Below are 18,758 nucleotides of genomic sequence, written 5' to 3' on the forward strand. Positions count from 1 at the left end.
AATAGATTAATTATTATATTTAACACACCATTAAGACCCAAAACTTAAAGTAACTAAACAACAGCCCCCAAAGCTAACCTGCGTTATTTGAGCACCCAACGGCACAAGTGACACCTAAAACTTAACTTATGATAGGACAGCTACTTAAAATTATGCTTGGTTTGGCGCGGATCAAACCATTGCTGGTAGTTTTTTTACTTACTTTATTCTACAGTACGACTTCAATAGCACAAGTTGCCAATCCTTTTGATGTTCGATATACCACATCTGTTCAGGGAGATTACGCCAAAATTGCCAATAACATTCTTAGTGCAAGCGACCCTGGTTTTACCAATGTTGTCAGAGATGTTAATGGGAATTTTTTCTTTGCTCCAGCTGGAGGGCTTGATCCAAATGACGACTTTAACTGGGCTTCAGAATGGCGTTTTAACCGTTTTGGAAATCTTCGTTTTGTAGATAATTTTTTCAACGATAGTGAAAACATGCAGTATATCGATATTGATGGTACTGTTGATGAAGATGGTGACGGTAATGATGATACCTTTAGTTCAAGTTCAGCAGATTTAAATCTCGATCAATGTCAAACAATACAATTCGCAGGGCTATATTGGTCCGCTATTTTAAGAGACGGAGATCGAGCTGCAAATACTGACTACAACCAAATAAAAGTTCGATACCCAGGTGATGCAACTTATAGAGATATTACAGCTGATGAAATCATTTTTGACACCCCTAATTTTGGTAATGCACAAGGTAATTTTATTACCGATCCTTATGCCTGTTTTAAAGATGTAACAGCAGATATTCAAGCACTGGGTATCGGCAAATCAGGAACGTATACTGTTGCGAATATTAACGCAAGTTTAGGAAGCCCAGCAGGAGGAGGAGCCTCAGGAGGTTGGACACTCGTCGTAGTATATCAAGATGTAACACAAACCAACAAAAACATTACCGTTTTTGATGGTTTTGCTGGTATTAATAACACCATTGGCGGCGAAGTTGATTTCGCTATTTCAGGTTTTGAAACAATACCTACTGGTCCAGTTAGAGCGCGAATTGGTGTTGCTACTTTAGAGGGCGATTTGAACCTTGGAGGAGATCAATTGCGATTTAGAGCCGATGATGCCCCAACAACCGGAGGAGATGATGGTGAAGGTTTTTATAGACTGTCAGACGCCGTTAACCCAGCAACCAATTTTTTTAATAGTAATATTTCTGAAGACGGAGCTTATAACACTACTAGAAGCCCAGCTAGTTTAAATACACTAGGTTTTGACTCTGATCTTTTTACTGTTGATAACCCTTCAAATAATCGTATTGGTAACAGAGAAACAGGGGTAACTTTGCGACTGGATACCGATCGAGATTCTTATTTTGTGTTTCATACTGCTTTCGCTATTGAAATTATTGAACCACAAATTCAATTAATCAAGGAATCACAAGATGCCCTAGGCAATAATATAAATAATACTGATGTTGGATTAGGGCAGCAGATTTTTTACAACCTAGCTTTTCAAAATTTAGGTAACGATTCCGCAACGAACTATGTTATTACGGATAATTTACCAATCAATACAATTTTTGACCCAGCAACAGCAATTATTACATCAAACCCTCCTGGTTTAATAGGTCCTTCAACCGACGGAACAACCGATCTTATTGAGTGGACCTATGATGACATTTCTCGACAAATTATTTTTAATGTCGACGAAAGCCTTGTGACAACAGGAGGAGCACAATATGAAATTAACTTTCAAGTACAGGTAGTTCCCGACTGTTTTACTATCGTCGACGCCTGTAATAATGTCATCCAAAACACGGCATTCTCATCATACCAAGGGGTTATTAGCGGTAACACCATAACAGATGATCCTAGTTTTAATAGTATTGATGCTTGTAATTTTGGTATTTCAGGTTCTACTAACTTCCTAACTGACCTTGATGATTGTAACCAAAGTCGTGTTGAAATTTTATGTGATCAGGAATTAACGCTTACTGCTAGCACAGGCTATACTACATACACTTGGTTTTTAAATGGTAATCAGGTTGGCACTGGGCCTCAAATTACGGTAACACAACCAGGTACTTATACAATAGATAAAACATTACCTGACCCTTGTATTGATGTTACTGAAACAATTGTTGTTGAGTTTTTCGATGGCGGCGTACCAAATCCAGTACTCGATGTGGCTGATGACGTTCGTGTTTGCCCGAATAACGGAATCCAAACAGCAGAAATTTATTTATGTGGAGCAAATGCCTCTCGTTTTATTCCTACTAATCTTAACAATGTTGATAGTATTGAATGGCAACAGCTAGATGAAACTACCTGCACGGCACCAGATCCAGATTTTGACTGTCCACAACTGGCATGTCCGACAGAGTGGAACACAATTTCTACTGCTAATCAATTTACTGCTCAGGATGCTGGACAATATAGACTAATCGTAACCTATGATGGTGGGTGTTTCCGTATTTTCTATTTCGATGTTTTTAAGAATGAATTTGACCCAATGGTCACTTCACAAGACATTGAATGTAATGATCCAGGAAATATTACAGTAACTAATGTGTCATCTGATTATGAATTTAGTTTGCAACGTCAAGGTGATGCTCAAGGGCCATTCCAACCAAGTAATTCATTTGATATTACACAAGCGGGGGACTATACCGTTTTTGTTCGTCAGATTGATCCAACAGGCACTTTAGATGTAACAAACCTTTGTAATTACACATTAGATGATATCATTATACAAGACAGGGATATTGATATCGATATTATTACTACTGATGCAGCCTGTGATGACACCCGTGGTTCAATTAGGGTTCAGACAAACAATGTAAGCCCTCAGTACTACTACACGTTATTAAGTGGTGCAAGCACGGTGGCTTCTAGCGGACCTGTTGCGACAAATGATTATACGTTTAACGATGTCAATCCAGGCACTTATGATGTTCGTGTGCAAACTGATCGTGGGTGCGATATTACAGAGCCCGCCACTATCGATGTAACTTCCGATCTTGCATTAACAGCAGTGGTATCACAAAATGTTACATGTAGAGAAGGAAACATCCAAGTGAATGCTACGGGAGGACAAACACCTTACAGTTATGCAATTTGGAGTTTTAATGGAACACCCTTATATGCGGACGCCGCCAGTATTCCATTAGGAGCATGGCAGACTAGCGTGATATTTGATATTTCAAGAGACGGTTCCCTAAACCCATATGAAATGGGTCCAGGAAGCTATGAATTTATTGTCTCTGATCGTAATAATTGTACTTCTATCTCTAATGAAGTAAATATTATTTTTGAGCAAACAGCAACCTATACTATTACACATACTGATATTACTTGTACCACTAATGATGGTACTATAACGTTTAATTTGGATTCCGGGTCCTCCTTAAATGGCTATCAGGTAAGCTTCAGTATCGACAATGGAGTTACATTCCAAAGTTCTGGAACGTTTACAGGGTTATCCGCTGGAACATATCAAGCAATTTTTAGACTAAGAAAAGGAGGTTCTGAATGTGATTCTGACCCATTTGAAGTTGTAATTGATAACCCCACACCCTTAACTCTTGCCGCTGAGATTCAAGATGACTATACATGTTTGCAACAAGGCTCAATAACTGTAACAGGTGGAACGGCTACTGGTGGAACAGCTCCTTATGAATACAGTATTGACGGAACCACCTTTCAATCCTCACCAACTTTTGCGAACTTGACGGATGGAACGTATTCAATTACTGTGAGGGATGCACTTGGCTGTGAGGTAACTTCGAATGCCATAATTATTGACCCACTAAATGAACCAACTGACTTAGAATTTACCGCATCGACACCAACTTGTCCCGCAGTAACAGCCGACGTTACGGTATCAGTTCCAGCAACAGGAAATGGGAACCCACCATTTGCTTATACCATAGTTGCTCCAGCAGGCGCAACAGGAAATACCACAGGTGCAACAACAGGAATATTTACAAGCCTTGCCCCTGACACTTATACCTTTGAGGTAACAGATGATAAAGGTTGTACCTACAGAGAAGATTTTATTGTAAATCCGATTACACCAATTGATGTAGTTGGCGCATTAGACAGTAACACAACTTGTGCTACCGATTCTGATGGTGAGATAACATTTACCATAAGCGGCTTCACAACCGATTATGCCTATGAGGTTCGTGATGCAGCGAATAACTTGGAACAGAATAATGCAACGGAAACGGGGAATACAATTTCATTAACAGGACTTCCAGCGGACACGTATACCATAACTGTAACTGATAATGTTACCAACTGTACAGATACCGCTTCAGTTGTGGTGCAGGTTGCGCCGCCATTATCTGTAGTGGCTACTTTGGTGCAACCAACATGTTCAGCGCAAGGTACTGTCGATGTAGCGCCAGCTGGCGGATGGGGAGGTTACTCATTTGAGTTAACAGGTCCAGCAGGTTTTACTCCAGTAACACAAACAAGTACAATTTTTACTGGACTTACTATTAATGGTAATTATACTGTAACAGTTACTGATGTTAATGGTTGTACTGCACAGGATACATTCACACTTACACCACCAGATATTCCAACATTAGCTATTGTTCCAAACAGCCCATGTTATACCATAGCCAACGGATTAAATATTACCGCAACGGCATCGGGTGGAGATGGAAATTATAGATACCGAATTAACTCTGGTCCTTGGACTGCGGTAACAAGTTCGAATAACATATTTACAGGTCTGGTTCCAGGCACTTTTGTTATCGATGTGATCGACGGAAACGATTGCACAGCTCAGGAAACCTTAACAGTGAATCCCGAATTAACTGTTACGGCTTCAGCACCTACAATTACGGCGTGTGGTACTACCTCATTAGTTACTTTTAGTGGTGCTGGAGGTGATGGAAACTACGTTTTTGCACTTGTTGGAGACGGAGTAACACCGACAAATGGTGACTTTAGTGCTGCGACAACGACAACAGCTACAGCTCCAGGAAATTATGATGTCTATGTGCGAGATCGTGGCGGTAATTTGCCTACTGGCGGTACAGAGCCTGACGATTTTTGTGAAGCACAATTTGATCTTGTAATTAACCAAGATCCGCCTATAAACATAGATCCCTTAACAAAAGTTGACGTAACATGTAATGGGGATTCTTCAGGGTCAATTACAGCGCCTGGAGTTACTGGTGGGGATGCGCCTTACGAGTATCAATTAGAAATTATTGATAGTAGCAATGCCGTACTTAGTATTGAAGTTCCTTATCAAACAACAACAACATTTAATAATCTCGCTGCAAATAACGCAGGTGAACAATATCAAGTACGAGTAAGAGATAATAACAATTGTGAAGAAACAGCAACCATTATTATCCTAGAACCAGACACACTTGATGCTTCATTAGCAATTACACAAGATTATACATGTGCTCAGCTTGGTCAAATTACAGTAACGCCAGTTTTGACGACTGGTTCAGGGTCATTTGAATATAGAATAGATGGAGGAGCATGGGGAACCACCACAACGTTTATCGATTTAGATGACGGTACTTATACAGTCGATATTCGCGATACCGCAGATACTGATTGTTTTATTACTAGAACCATTACAATCGATCCGTTACCAACACCACCAACACTTACGCCCGCAGTTGCTTATAATTGTGATGGAAGCGGAAATATTACTATTAGCCCAACGGCAATTGCACCAGATGTATACGAATATCAATTAGAAGATACGGCAGGAACTGTATTAATAGATTACACCACACAAACAACTAACAATGTCTTTAATAATGTTGCTGTTGGTAATTATATCATAAGAGTAAATTATGGAGCGGGAATCGCAACCTTAGGAGCAAGCTGTAACCTAACTATTCCGGTTTCAGTAGATGCAGGAAATACGTTTACTGCGGCAATAACTGCATTTACTAATATAACATGTAATCCTCCAGGAAATGATGGTAGTATTACCATACAAGCGGAGAATTTTGGTCCAGGTGGATTTGAATATTCTCTTGATAATTTCACCACAATATTAGGAACTTCAACAAGCACTGCGCCAATTGTTATTGCAACTAACTTAACATCGCAGAACTATACAGTTAGTGTAAGAGATGTTGACAATGCGGCCTTGGCAACTCCACTAGCAGGATGTGCTATCGATCTGCCACAGACAATTTCGCAACCTGATCCTGTTACAATAATAGCTTCAGTTACGGCGCCTAATACTTGTTTAACGGATGCTACCATTACTGCCGTTGCAAGTGATGGAACAGGACCATATACCTATCAACTTGAAAATGGCGCTGGCGCCGTTTTTGGTGGATTGGATTTTGCTACGAATGGAAACAATGACACTTTTCCTAACCTAGCTGCTGGTACCTACCGTGTGCGTGTACGCGATGCAAACAATTGCGAAGAGGTAAGTGCAAATGTAGTTGTTGATCCTGACCCTTCATTCACTGCGGCAGTCGCAACTCCTAACGACTGTTACACAACAGCAGGAGGTGGAGTAATTCTTACAGTAACAACGACTGATGGAGCAATCCCGTCAGTACCACCCTATACATATAGTTTAAATGGCGCACCTGCTGTGGCTAGTAACACTTTTACAGTCAACCCGGGAACTTACACGGTGGTTGTAACCGATAGTTATGGATGTACAGCAACAACAAATACCATTATAATTGATCCAGAATTATCTGTTTCTGCTACAGCTCCTGATGTCTCTACTTGTGCAGTTTTAGGAACTGATACAATCGACTTCACAATTAGTGCAGTTGGTGGAGATACCAATTATGAATACGCTGTTGCACTTGTGACTGACCCAGTTCCTGCTGACGGTGCATTTACAGCAGGAAGCACACAGACGGTTACTACTGAAACTACAGCCGGACCATGGGTATATAGAGTATATGTAAGAGATAACAATGCACCAGACCCAGGTACAATAGGTGTTGATTATTGTCAAGCAACATTTGATGTAACAGTAAATCAAGACCCACCATTAATATTAAATACCGATAAAACTGATGTTGATTGTGCTGGAGATAGCACAGGATCAGTTTTTGTTATAGCACCAGGACCTTCAGGAGGATCTGGACCTTATGAGTATCAATTAGAAAGTCCTGCGGGAACCGTTTTTAGTGGATTGGATTTTGCTACGAATGGCACAAACACAACATTTAACAATCTACCTCAAGGTACCTACACTGTTGTTATTAGAGATGCCGATGGCTGTACAACAACAAGCGTTGAAACAGTAGTTGAACCTGTTGGATTAAGCCTTACAGCATCAGCGTCGGATTATACGTGTGCGGCGGAAGCTCAAATTACAATTGACGCAGTAGGTGGTGGTTCAGGTACATATCAATTTAGTATCGATGGTGTGGCCAATTGGCAACCAGCGGCAGGTACTGCAACTGTACCTTATACGTTTGCTGAGTTATTAACTGATGCAACATACACCGTTCGTGTTCGAGATTTTAACGCTCCAGATTGTGATTTTAGTGTTAACGTGACTGTCGACCCGCTTCCAGCAGAACCAACTTTTACTCAAACAGTAGTATACAATTGTGATGGCTCAGGTAACATAACGGTATTGCCAACAGCAATAGCACCGGATGTTTATGAATATCAATTAGAAGATAATACAGGAACGATAATAACAGCACCTGTTACTTACGATTATGCCACGCAGGGAACTAATAATGTACTAGCAAACGTGCCTGTTGGATCATACCAAATTCGTATAAACTACGGTGCAGGAGTTGCAGCTTTAGGAACAAGTTGTGATGTTACAATACCTTTAGTTGTTGAACCTGGAAATGAATTTAGAGCTAGTTTTAGTAATTTAACAAATGTAGAATGCTTTGGTGAATCCACGGGAGATATTGAGATAATTGCAGAAAATTTTGGCTCAGGGGGATATCAAATTTCTACAGATAACGGAACGACATTTTCTGGAGCAATTACAACTTCTCCAGTAACAATATCTTCTGTTTTTGGAGGAGGTTTTGCTGCTGGAACATATAATATTGTCGTCCGTGATTTTGACGACTATAATCCAGGACCTAGTACATTTAATTGTGAAGTTAATTTCCCTATAACCATTACTCAGCCTCCAATTTTAGAAGCCTTAACGGTAGATATTAATTCGATAGATACATGTATTGAAGATGCTGATATTACCGCTAATGCTCAAGGGGGGACACCACCTTACAGCTATCAATTAGAACAGGCAGTTCCTGCCGGTACAGTTGTAGATGCTTTTCAAACTTCCCCTAATTTTTTTGGTCTTAACGGAGTCATAAGAGATTACATCATACGTGTTCGTGACACAAATGGCTGTGAAGACACCGTGCCCGTTACAATTGCTCCGCCAGTTGATGTGGCTTTTTCGGCAGCAGCGGTAGATGCTTGCTATTCAGGAAATAATGATGCACAAATTGCTATTACTATCACTAATGGTAATGGCGGTTTTCAATACCGAGTAAATGATGGAGGAGCAGGAAACCCGTGGCTAACACCTAGCCCAGCTGGACCTTCAGGATCTGGACCTTATGACGGGGTTGGTGCTAACCCCCCTCCTTTTGTGTTTACTCTTGATAATTTACCTGCTGGGACTTTTGTAATTGAGGTAAAAGATCAATATGGCTGTGAGGCAACACCAACACAAACAGTGGTTATTAATCCGCAAATAACAGCTTTAGCTACTTTAGTGAAAGCTGAGACGTGTAGTGTACCTCAAGCTGCCCAAATTGACTTAGCTGTTAATGGTGGAACCGGACCTTATACATTTCAAATAAGTACCGATGGAGGAACAACGTTTAACCCCTATGGAGCTGGTACATTCCCATTTGATGCACCAATAACCGGAGTAGTAACATCATATATTTTCCGAGTTATTGATAGTACCAACCCGACGGCGTGTACAGTAGATTCAAATCCTATTGTCGTTGTGCCAGCACAGAACCCACAGTTTACGGTTACACCAAATACAGTTTTATGTAATGGTGATAGCACGGGTGTTTTAGATATTGATATTGATACAAATTTTGGTATCGCCCCTTATTCTATAGAAGTCTTTGAAGATACTGGAGGGGGAGTCCCAGGAACTTCATTTGGAACGCAAACAACAAATCTTTTTGCCGATGATTACGTCGTTCGTGTTACTGATGCGAATGGATGTTTTGCTGATGAATTAGCGTCTATTACAGAACCCAATGCCATAACATTTTCAAATAATGTCGTGCCTATTACATGTACTCCTGGAGGTGGAGGAGCTGTTACAACTAATGGAGAAGTTCAAATTAGAACAGTTGCTGGAGGTACAGCACCGTATACATATTATATTACTGGAAATAATGGGTATAGTGATACATTTGTTGCCGCAACCGCAGGGATTGATCATGACTTTGATATATTAAATTTTGGTGTATATAGAGTTATTATTGAAGATGCGAATGGATGTTTTTCTGACGCAGTTGACATTGTTGCATCTCCACCAGATGATTTAGATATTGATGTTTCGACCGCCACTGCAAATTGCGCACTTGGCGGAACTGCTATTGTGAGCATAAACCCAACTCCACCATCTGGTAACCCTGTTAGTGGAGGACCATTTTTCTTTGCGATCTACGAAAACCCCTTACCACCGTTTCCAAATGCAATTTATCAGCCTGCCGATAACCCAGGAGTAGACCCATATACTTCTACTTTTACTGGATTGATTCCAGGCGTAACATACACTTTTGTTGTTTATGATTCAGTTACGGAGTGTTATTATTTTGAAGAAGCAACAGCACCTATTGATTCTCCTTCAAATATGAATCCTGTAGTTGATGATGTAGCAAATGTTAGCTGTACAGGTGCTGGTGATGGTAATGTATCATTTACACTTACAAATTACGATGTTGGCGCTACTGATATAGAATATCAAATTTTCACCTCTCAGTCGAACACTGCGGTTGGTGGTATTACTAGTGTTCCTGTAAATCCTCCTGCTCCAGGTACTGGACTTGATATAGACAATGCGGGTGCCTTACCCCCAGGTATTTATTATATTCTTTTTAGAGAAATAGGCGGGGCTTTTGATCAATGTACCGTAGCATCACCTAATTTTACAATTGTAGAATCGCTTAGAACAGTTGAAGTTATTGCGGATTCACCTGCAAATGCAACTTGTAATCCAGTTGGTATTATAACTGCACAAGGCCGTTTTGGTACTCCTCCTTATACTTATCAGTTCTTATTAGCTACTGATCCACCACCTACTGCTACTGATGCAGGCTGGATATCAAATTCATCAGCAACAGGATTGGCTGGAGGTAATTATGTAGTCTATGTCAGAGATGATTTTGGGTGTGTAGCTTCTGATCCAATTACTGTAAATACTGATCCCCTTGCTACTTGGGCTGTAACCTTAGATAATAATTGCGGAATTACTGAGGGTAATTTTGCTGCTATAATAGAACTAACAAATCCTGCAACAGCGATAGGACCATTTTCAATTGAGCTAAATGGGGGACCAAGACAAACATTTGTTTTAAATGGGGCTAACCAGTTCCAAGTAACAAACCTTACTTCAGGCGCTTATAATTATATTTTATATGACGGTAATGGATGTCCTACTCCAGGATCACTAACCATACAACCTCCATTACAATTTAATGCATCGCTTACTGATTTATTAACTTGTATTCCCACAGATGCTGAAATCACAGTTAGCAATCTAGCTGGTTCAGGATTAGCAAATTATACTTATGAAGTTTTTGATTCAGGAGGAGGTACGGTTATTGCATCGACTCCAGTACCGAGCGATCCATTTACCTTAAATGTAAGTGCAGCTGATACTTACACGGTAACTATAACTGACAATAATGCATTCGAAGCAGACGGCACTACCCCTTGTGAGCGTTCGATTGATGTTGTTGTACCAGCAGCTGTTGATCCTATTTTAAATGTTGCCAATTTCAGTAATGTGACATGTAACGGTGCTGATGATGGTACTATTATCGTAAATGTGCCAGACAATGGTCAAGCACCATATACCTTTACAATAATTGCGGATAGCCCTGTTGGAAGTAGCGGGCTGGCATTTCCATACGCTCCTTCGACTGCTAACAATTTATCTGCAACATTCACTGCGCTTCCAGGCGCAACTGGAGCAGGCATAACATACACTATAAGAGTAGAAGGTCAAAACAGCTGTTTTGATACCGCTACACAAACTATAATACAACCGGACGCTGTTGCGGGATTAGTGGCAACGCCAACCCAATTTGTCTGTGCTGTCGGAACAGGAAATAGTTTTACAAATGCATTGGTTGATGCCTCTGGAGTAACAGGAGGAACTGTAGCTACACCAGGAGCATATACGTATCAGTTTTATGATGATAATGGTACGCCAGCAGTTCCTGGAGATGATATTTTATTACAATCAGGATTGGGCACTCAATATATTGAAACAGATACAGCGGGAAGAGGTTTCCGTGTCGTTGCAATCGATGATAATGGATGTACAGTTGAAGCTTTTGCTGTTATTAACCCTTACATTCAAGTAACAGATCCTGGTGTAACTATAAACACAGCAGTAACTTGTAACAATAATGATGGCGATGTAACCATCACATTTACACAAAATCCAATTGCACCACCTGCTGCTAATGTGCGATATTCTGTTGTAGGAACGGACAATGTATTCTCTTCAGTAAATCAAGCGTCTAACAATTTTACAGGGCTCCCTCAAGGTAATTTTGATGTCACCATTTCAATCTTTGATCCGATTGCAAATATTCCAACAGGTTGTGAGGTTCAAACTTCATTTGAGCTCGTTGACCCTGATAATGTTGAAGTTGCTGCTGATATTGATGATGTAGTTTGTATTGGAACAGACGGAGCAGTACGTCTAACGGTGTCCGATCCAGTGAACGCTTATGCAGGAGGGTTTGATTATCAAATATTTGACACGCAAGGAACAATTGCTACTGGCGATGATACCCCAGTTCTAGGTCCAGTAAATTCTCCAACCGCGGGCCCAACTGCTAATATACCATTACCAGAAGGTCAATACCGCGTAACAATTACACAAACAGCATCACCTTTCTGTGCTACCGAAACTACCTTTGCTATAGCTGGCCCACCAGCTGCAATTACCGCTACATTAGATACTGAAGACATAACCTGTAACCCGACAAATAATGGGATCGTACAAGCAATTAATGTTGCTGGCGGATGGGGCGGATATGAATATCAGCTTGAAGATGGAGTTGGAGGAATACTTGTTGATTATACTACTAACGGAACCAACCCAAGATTTACAGGTTTGGCTGCTGGCGATTATATAATTAGAATAAGAGATTCAAGGGGTTGTGAAGAGCCATTTGGACCTGTTACTCTTAGTGATCCCGTACCACTGGCTGCCGATCTTCAAATAAATCAACAAAACTGTACCAATAATGAAGGAATTCTTCAGGTTTTTAATATCGTAGGAGGTCAACCTGGACTGGGTAATGAAACCTTCCAATTACAAATTGAAACACCACTTGGTTCAGGAACATTCGTTGATCTTAGAGCACCACAAACAAACGATACCTTCTCTAATTTAGGAGATGGTAATTATCGTGTAGTGGTAACGGATCAATGGGGTTGTGCAATCAATACTCCGGAAAGAAGGATATTCGATGAAATAGTACCGCAAGCTCAGGTTGTTAAACTTATCGATTGTGATGCAACTGATCCAGGAGGGCAAATTACCATAACTGCAGCGGGCGGAACGGGTGCTTATACCTATGCAATAACTGCAGGACCCGTTATCAATACAACAGGAGACGCTACTGGAATTTATACTGGTTTAACTGCAGCGGGCACTTATACTTTTACAATTACTGATGCTGGCGGAACAGGATGTTTTAAGACAATTGACCAAGAGTTATTACCGCCAATTGTACCAACAGTAAATATAGATGATACAGATCCCGTTACATGTAATGGTGATAATGATGGAACAATAACTGTTAGTGCACCAGATAACGGAATCGGTCCTTATACCTTTGTAATTACTGGAGACGGCGGTGCAGGTAGTGGCTTGACATTCCCTTATGCCTCTAACCCAGTGCAGGACACTCCACTTTCTGCTACCTTTATCAACTTACCTGGTAGTGCAGTAGGAATTACCTATACTATTGAAGTTACTGCTGCTAACAGTTGTACGGCAACAAATACAGCTACTATTACCGAGCCAGCAGTTATTAATGGAATCACAACAGATGTCACTCAATTTGCATGTACATCAGGAAACAACTTGAACAATGCTACAATTGCCGTTACAGGTGCAGTAGGTGGTAGCTCAAATTATGTTCGATATGAGTTCATTTATGACAATGGAACTCCAGCACCAGGTGATGATATTACACAAGATGGATCAGCTACCTTATTTACTGTAAGCAATCCAGCCGGAGGAGACGTTACGATTAATGTATATGATGATAATGGTTGTCAAGGTACCACTACTGAAACGATTATACCATTTATTGAAATTGTTGCTCCAACGGTTAATATTACAACACCTGTAACTTGTGCAAATGATGATGCAGTGGTTGAAATAGGAGTTACGATTAATAACCCAGGACCAAATACTCCTGATTTAACCTATCAAGTAGTTGGTGATAATAATGGATATAATGTTTCTCAAAACGAAACCACGGCAACAAGTACATTTACTGGCGTCGGTTTTGATATAACCACTGGAGTTACCAATTATACCATAACGGTTACTAATAATGTTACAGGATGTTTCGTCCAAACAACGTTCCAAATAACTAATCCAAACACCTTTGATATTGCGGTGGCGACCACACCTGTAATTTGTTTAGGTGATAGTAATGGAAGCGCAACCTTCACATTTACCGATCCTATTGGAGGATATGCAGGTGTATATAATTGGGCGGTATTTGATACCAATGGAACACCGGCTAATTTAGCTGATGATATTGCAGGGCCAACAGGGACCTCGGCTTCTCCGACAACGGGTACTGTTTTAGCATCGGGTCAATACAGAGTGGTGGTTACACAAGTAGGTGTGCCAACATGTGAACAAACAGAGCTTTTCAACATAGCAGAACCACCAGCAGGTATTTCTGGCGATAGAGATGTAACACAGCTTACTTGTAATGGTAATGATGGTATTATCGAAATCAGAGATCTTATTGGAGGCTACGGAGGTTATCTATACTACATTAGTACAACACCGAACCCTGACCCGACGAACCCAGCTAATTATACCTCTAATATTAGAGAAACAGGGTTACCTGTTGGTACTTATGAAATTTGGGTAATCGATAGTATGGGTTGCTTTGAGCAATTGGCAAATGCGGTATTAGTAGATCCAACTCCACTAGCTGCTGACCTAGTTCTTACACAGCCAAATTGTACTGGCCAGGAAGGCGAAATCCAAGTGACCAATATTACTGGTGGTCAGCCAGGTGTTGGAAACGAAACATTCCAACTTCAAATCGAAAATCCAGCTGGCTCAGGAACGTTTGTTAATTTCCGCGCAGCACAGACATCGGATACATTTAGTAACCTTGGAGGTGGCACGTATCAGGTCGTTGTAAGCGATCAATGGGATTGTTCTGTAACTACAGCTTCCATCATCATTTATGATGAAATCATACCTGCCGTTACCGTTGTGAAACCAATTACATGTACCGCTCCTGTTGGAGGAGAAATTACGGTAACACAAACTGGTGGTTCAGGAACATTTAATTATGAGGTTTTACTTCCTGATTTATCAACTCAAAGTAATGCAACAGGAGTATTTGCTAACTTAACACTTCCTGGCACTTATACTTTTACTATTACTGATACTGATGCGCAGGTAACTGCGGCTGGTTTAACTCAATGTAGCAAGACAATTTCGCAAAACCTTGCGGCACCAATTAATCCTGCTTTAGACCCGGCAATTGTAGTAAACGTAACTTGTAACGGATTGACAGACGGAACGATCACAGCAGTTCTACAAGCTTCAACAGCTAATGACGGCCCTTACACCTACGAACTGTATCAGTTAGACGCATTTAATGCGCCAATTTTACCAGCGTTTAGAGCAGCTCAAGGAGACCCTAGATTTACTGGACTTCCAGCAGGAAACTATCAAGTTCGGGCAATTTCAGCTAAAGGATGTGATGCGACTAGAAATGAAACTGTTGGTGAACCAACACCGTTAATTATTGATGCAAGTGCTCCCGCATTTACATGTACACTAGATAACGTATTTGGTTCTACAATACTTACTGTCTCTATTTTAAATGACCCTCTAGCAGGAACACCATCAGGCACAGGACCTTATTTATATAGTATTGATAATGTAAATTATCAAACAAGTAACACCTTTACAATTATTGACACTGGTGTTGACCAAACTATTACAGCTTATGTTCGCGATGCGAATAGTTGTCCGCAGCAATTTGATGTTGATCTAGATCCGATTAATAAATTTACTGTAGCGATTGGTCAAACACAAGAAATTAACTGTGCGCGCCCTGAACAAATTCAGATCTCAGTAACAGAGACAATTGCTGATGCGAATCCAGGAACATATACTTATGAATTGCTTCCAATAGGAAACCCTAACGGTACGCAAACCGCTACTACAGCAACAACAGCCGATTACGATTTAACAGCTGTTGGAACGTATAACTTCAGAGTTACAGATACTAGTACAGGATGTTTTGTTGATACACCATATACCATTGCTCCGTTTGATTTTATCGAAGCTAGAGCATTCGATCCTACTCAGGTGTGTTTTGGAGATACAAATGGAACAGTACAATTAGAAGTTACGGGATATACTGGTGATTACCGCTATGAATTATTAGACCAAACAAATACGGTAATAGTGAATGGAACTGGAAATACAGGAACTAATCCGCTTACAGTTTCGAATTTACCAGGCGGTGTGTATAGCATTCGAGTGATTGAAACCCTTCCACCAGTTCCTCCAGGAACAGATAATTGTGACGCCTTAACAGGAACTTTCAGAATTATTGAACCTTCATCTCTTACAGCAGTTAATCTTACGGTTACGAGAAACCTTACTTGTGACCCAGGAAGTGATGCGCTAATTACAGCTGTCGGCTCAGGAGGTTATGGCGGCTACGAGTATCAATTTGATGAAATAACGGCTTTAGGAGGTACAGTTGTTACCAACTTACAAGCATTTGATCCTAACGGAACTGTAGGTCCTTTAGCGGCTGGGTTCTATAGAGTAACCACACGTGATGATGGTGGCTGTACAGCTGTTGATGAGCTTGAAATTGTGACGCCATTACCATTGGCAGTAACAGCCGTAGGAAGCGCCTTATTATGTAACGGAGATCTTAACGGTACGGTTTCAGCAACTCCGGTTACACCTGTAAACGAAGATCCAAATAATCCTGGGACGTTCTTCCCAGTGAATTATGTGTTGAATGTATATGAAGATGCTACTAGTACAAACATACTTTCCACATCTACCACGCAAACATCGCCGGATTTCACCAACCTACCAGCTGGTTTCTATACGGTGACTGTAAATGATGCATTAAATTGTGGTACTGAATCAAACCGAGTTGAAGTTGTACAACCGGATGAAGTAGCAATACAAGCATTTATAACAAGACCATTAAGTTGTACGCAAGACGCTGAAATAACAGTGTCTGCGACAGGTGGTTCAGGAACTGGATATCAATATCGAATTTCTGCTCCTGCTGCATTTGTAACACCGTTTACAACAACTACAACATATGATCTGCCAGTTGGAGATTATCAGTTTGAAGCAATCGATAGCAATACATGTTTATCTGTTCCTTCGGCAGTAGTCAGCATTATGCCAATTCCTGATCTTGTTTTAGATGTAGATCGAGGAGCAGCATTTGTGAACTGTTTTAATGATAATTCAGCGATTATTTCTGCTACAGCTACAGGTTCTTTGGGTAACTATATGTATACTTTAGTTAGTGTAGGAACTGATGCAGTAGGCACCAATGTGAATATAGGACCTCAACCTGAAGGACTGTTTAGAGATCTGTACGCAGGTACATATGATATTACAGTAATGAGTGAAGACTGTCCACCAGTAACCGATCGTGTGACAATTATTAATCCGCCAGAATTGTTAGCTCAAGCGGTAGCTACTGCGGTTAGCTGTCCAGGAGAAGATGATGGTACCATTACTATAACCTATACAGGAGGAACTGAGCGTGTTTTATTCTCAATTTCGCCGAACTTAGATCGATTTGATGATCAAGCCACATTTACTGATCTTGAGCCAGGTATTTATGATATCATTGTATCTGATGGCTTTGGATGCCCAATAACATTACAGGCTGAAGTTATTGAACCAGCGCCAATTGACGTTAATGTTATCGATGTGCAGCAAGAAATTTGTGGTGGTGATGATGACGGATTTATTGAAGTAGGGATTACAGGTGGTACTAGACCTTATCGAGTAAGTATTACAGGTCCTGCAGGTCCGTTTATTGCAGTTGACGATACAGGAATACCAGATACTGATCCTGTGCCTTATACGTTTGTGGACCTAAGCGGAGATAGAACTTATACCATTCTGGTACTTGATGCGAATGATTGCGAAGCAACTGTGAGCGAAACCTTATTACCTCCAACAGATATTTCAGCGGTAGCTGCACTAGCATATAATTGTGATGCGAACACCTATAATATTGGTGTTACATTGAATAACCCACAATTTAGACCAACGACGAATTATACCTTAACAGGAAACGGACTCAATATTACTGTTGCAGATGGCAACTTTACCGATATTCCTCCAGGTGATGATTATGTTATAGAAGTTGTTGAAGGTAATTCAGGATGTAATTTCTTTATTCGGGACATCGACTTGTTGTCCTACGAGCCTGTTGAAGTTGAAGCGGAGCAAAGCGGAATTGACCAGTTTGTTGTTCAAGGCTCCGGTGGTCGTGCGCCTTATCAGTATAACGTTAATGGTGGAGACTTTACAACGAATAATGTATTCACAGTATTGGATACAGGCGTTTATACAGTAACTATTCGTGACGCCAATGGATGTGAAGCTCAAACGATGATCGAGTTTGAATACGTTGATATATTTGTACCAAATTACTTTAGTCCAAATGGAGATGGAATTGCAGACTACTGGTATCCAGAGCGATTAGAATTCTTCCCAAATGCGATTGTTGAAATATATGACCGTTATGCACGTTTATTAATCAGATATGAAGGCAATCAGCTAGGATGGGATGGTAATTATGAAAACAAACCCCTACCGTCAGGCGATTACTGGTATGTAGTCAAATTAAATGACGGAAGAACAAGTGATTTAAAAGGACACTTTACCCTATATAGATGATGCCTTAAAATAACCCAATGAAAGCCCAACATAAAACCTACCTATCTAATCTATCAAGAATGGAGACGCATCGTGTCAGTTCTCAGCTGTATAGCTCGAAACTGACAGGAAGTGATTTTGGTTCTGGTCGAAATCGTATCGAAAATAGACTTTTTGGTCCCTACATTACGCCTTTAAAAAGAAGCTTTGGATTTCTAACGCTTTTGATTTTTTGGATGTTTCCAAAAACGACATCGGCCCAAGAGTTCAACTTACCCTTAAACAATCAGTATCTAGCTGATAATCCTTATCTCATTTCAGCAGCCTTTGCGGGTATTGGTGATTGTTTTCAGGTACGACTTAATGGTGTAAGCCAATGGGTGG

General features: G+C 40.6%; 2 protein-coding genes. Both read left to right on the forward strand.

What is annotated here, in order from left to right:
• Positions 1–128 precede the first annotated feature (128 nt).
• A complete protein-coding gene (locus GWK10_RS09420) occupies positions 129–18,395 on the forward strand; it encodes a T9SS type B sorting domain-containing protein (protein ID WP_164031900.1) in 18,267 nt (6,088 codons plus the stop codon).
• Positions 18,396–18,412: 17 nt separating this feature from the next.
• A partial coding sequence (locus tag GWK10_RS18450) for a type IX secretion system membrane protein PorP/SprF (protein WP_239540733.1) occupies positions 18,413–18,758 on the forward strand: 346 nt, incomplete at its 3' end.

The organism is Spongiivirga citrea (assembly GCF_010671565.1).
Lineage (GTDB): Bacteria > Bacteroidota > Bacteroidia > Flavobacteriales > Flavobacteriaceae > Spongiivirga > Spongiivirga citrea.

What these genes read in the sequence shown, in the direction of transcription:
- GWK10_RS09420 (WP_164031900.1), top strand. Translation starts at nt 129, where the DNA reads ATGATAGGACAGCTACTTAAAATTATGCTTGGTTTGGCGCGGATCAAA.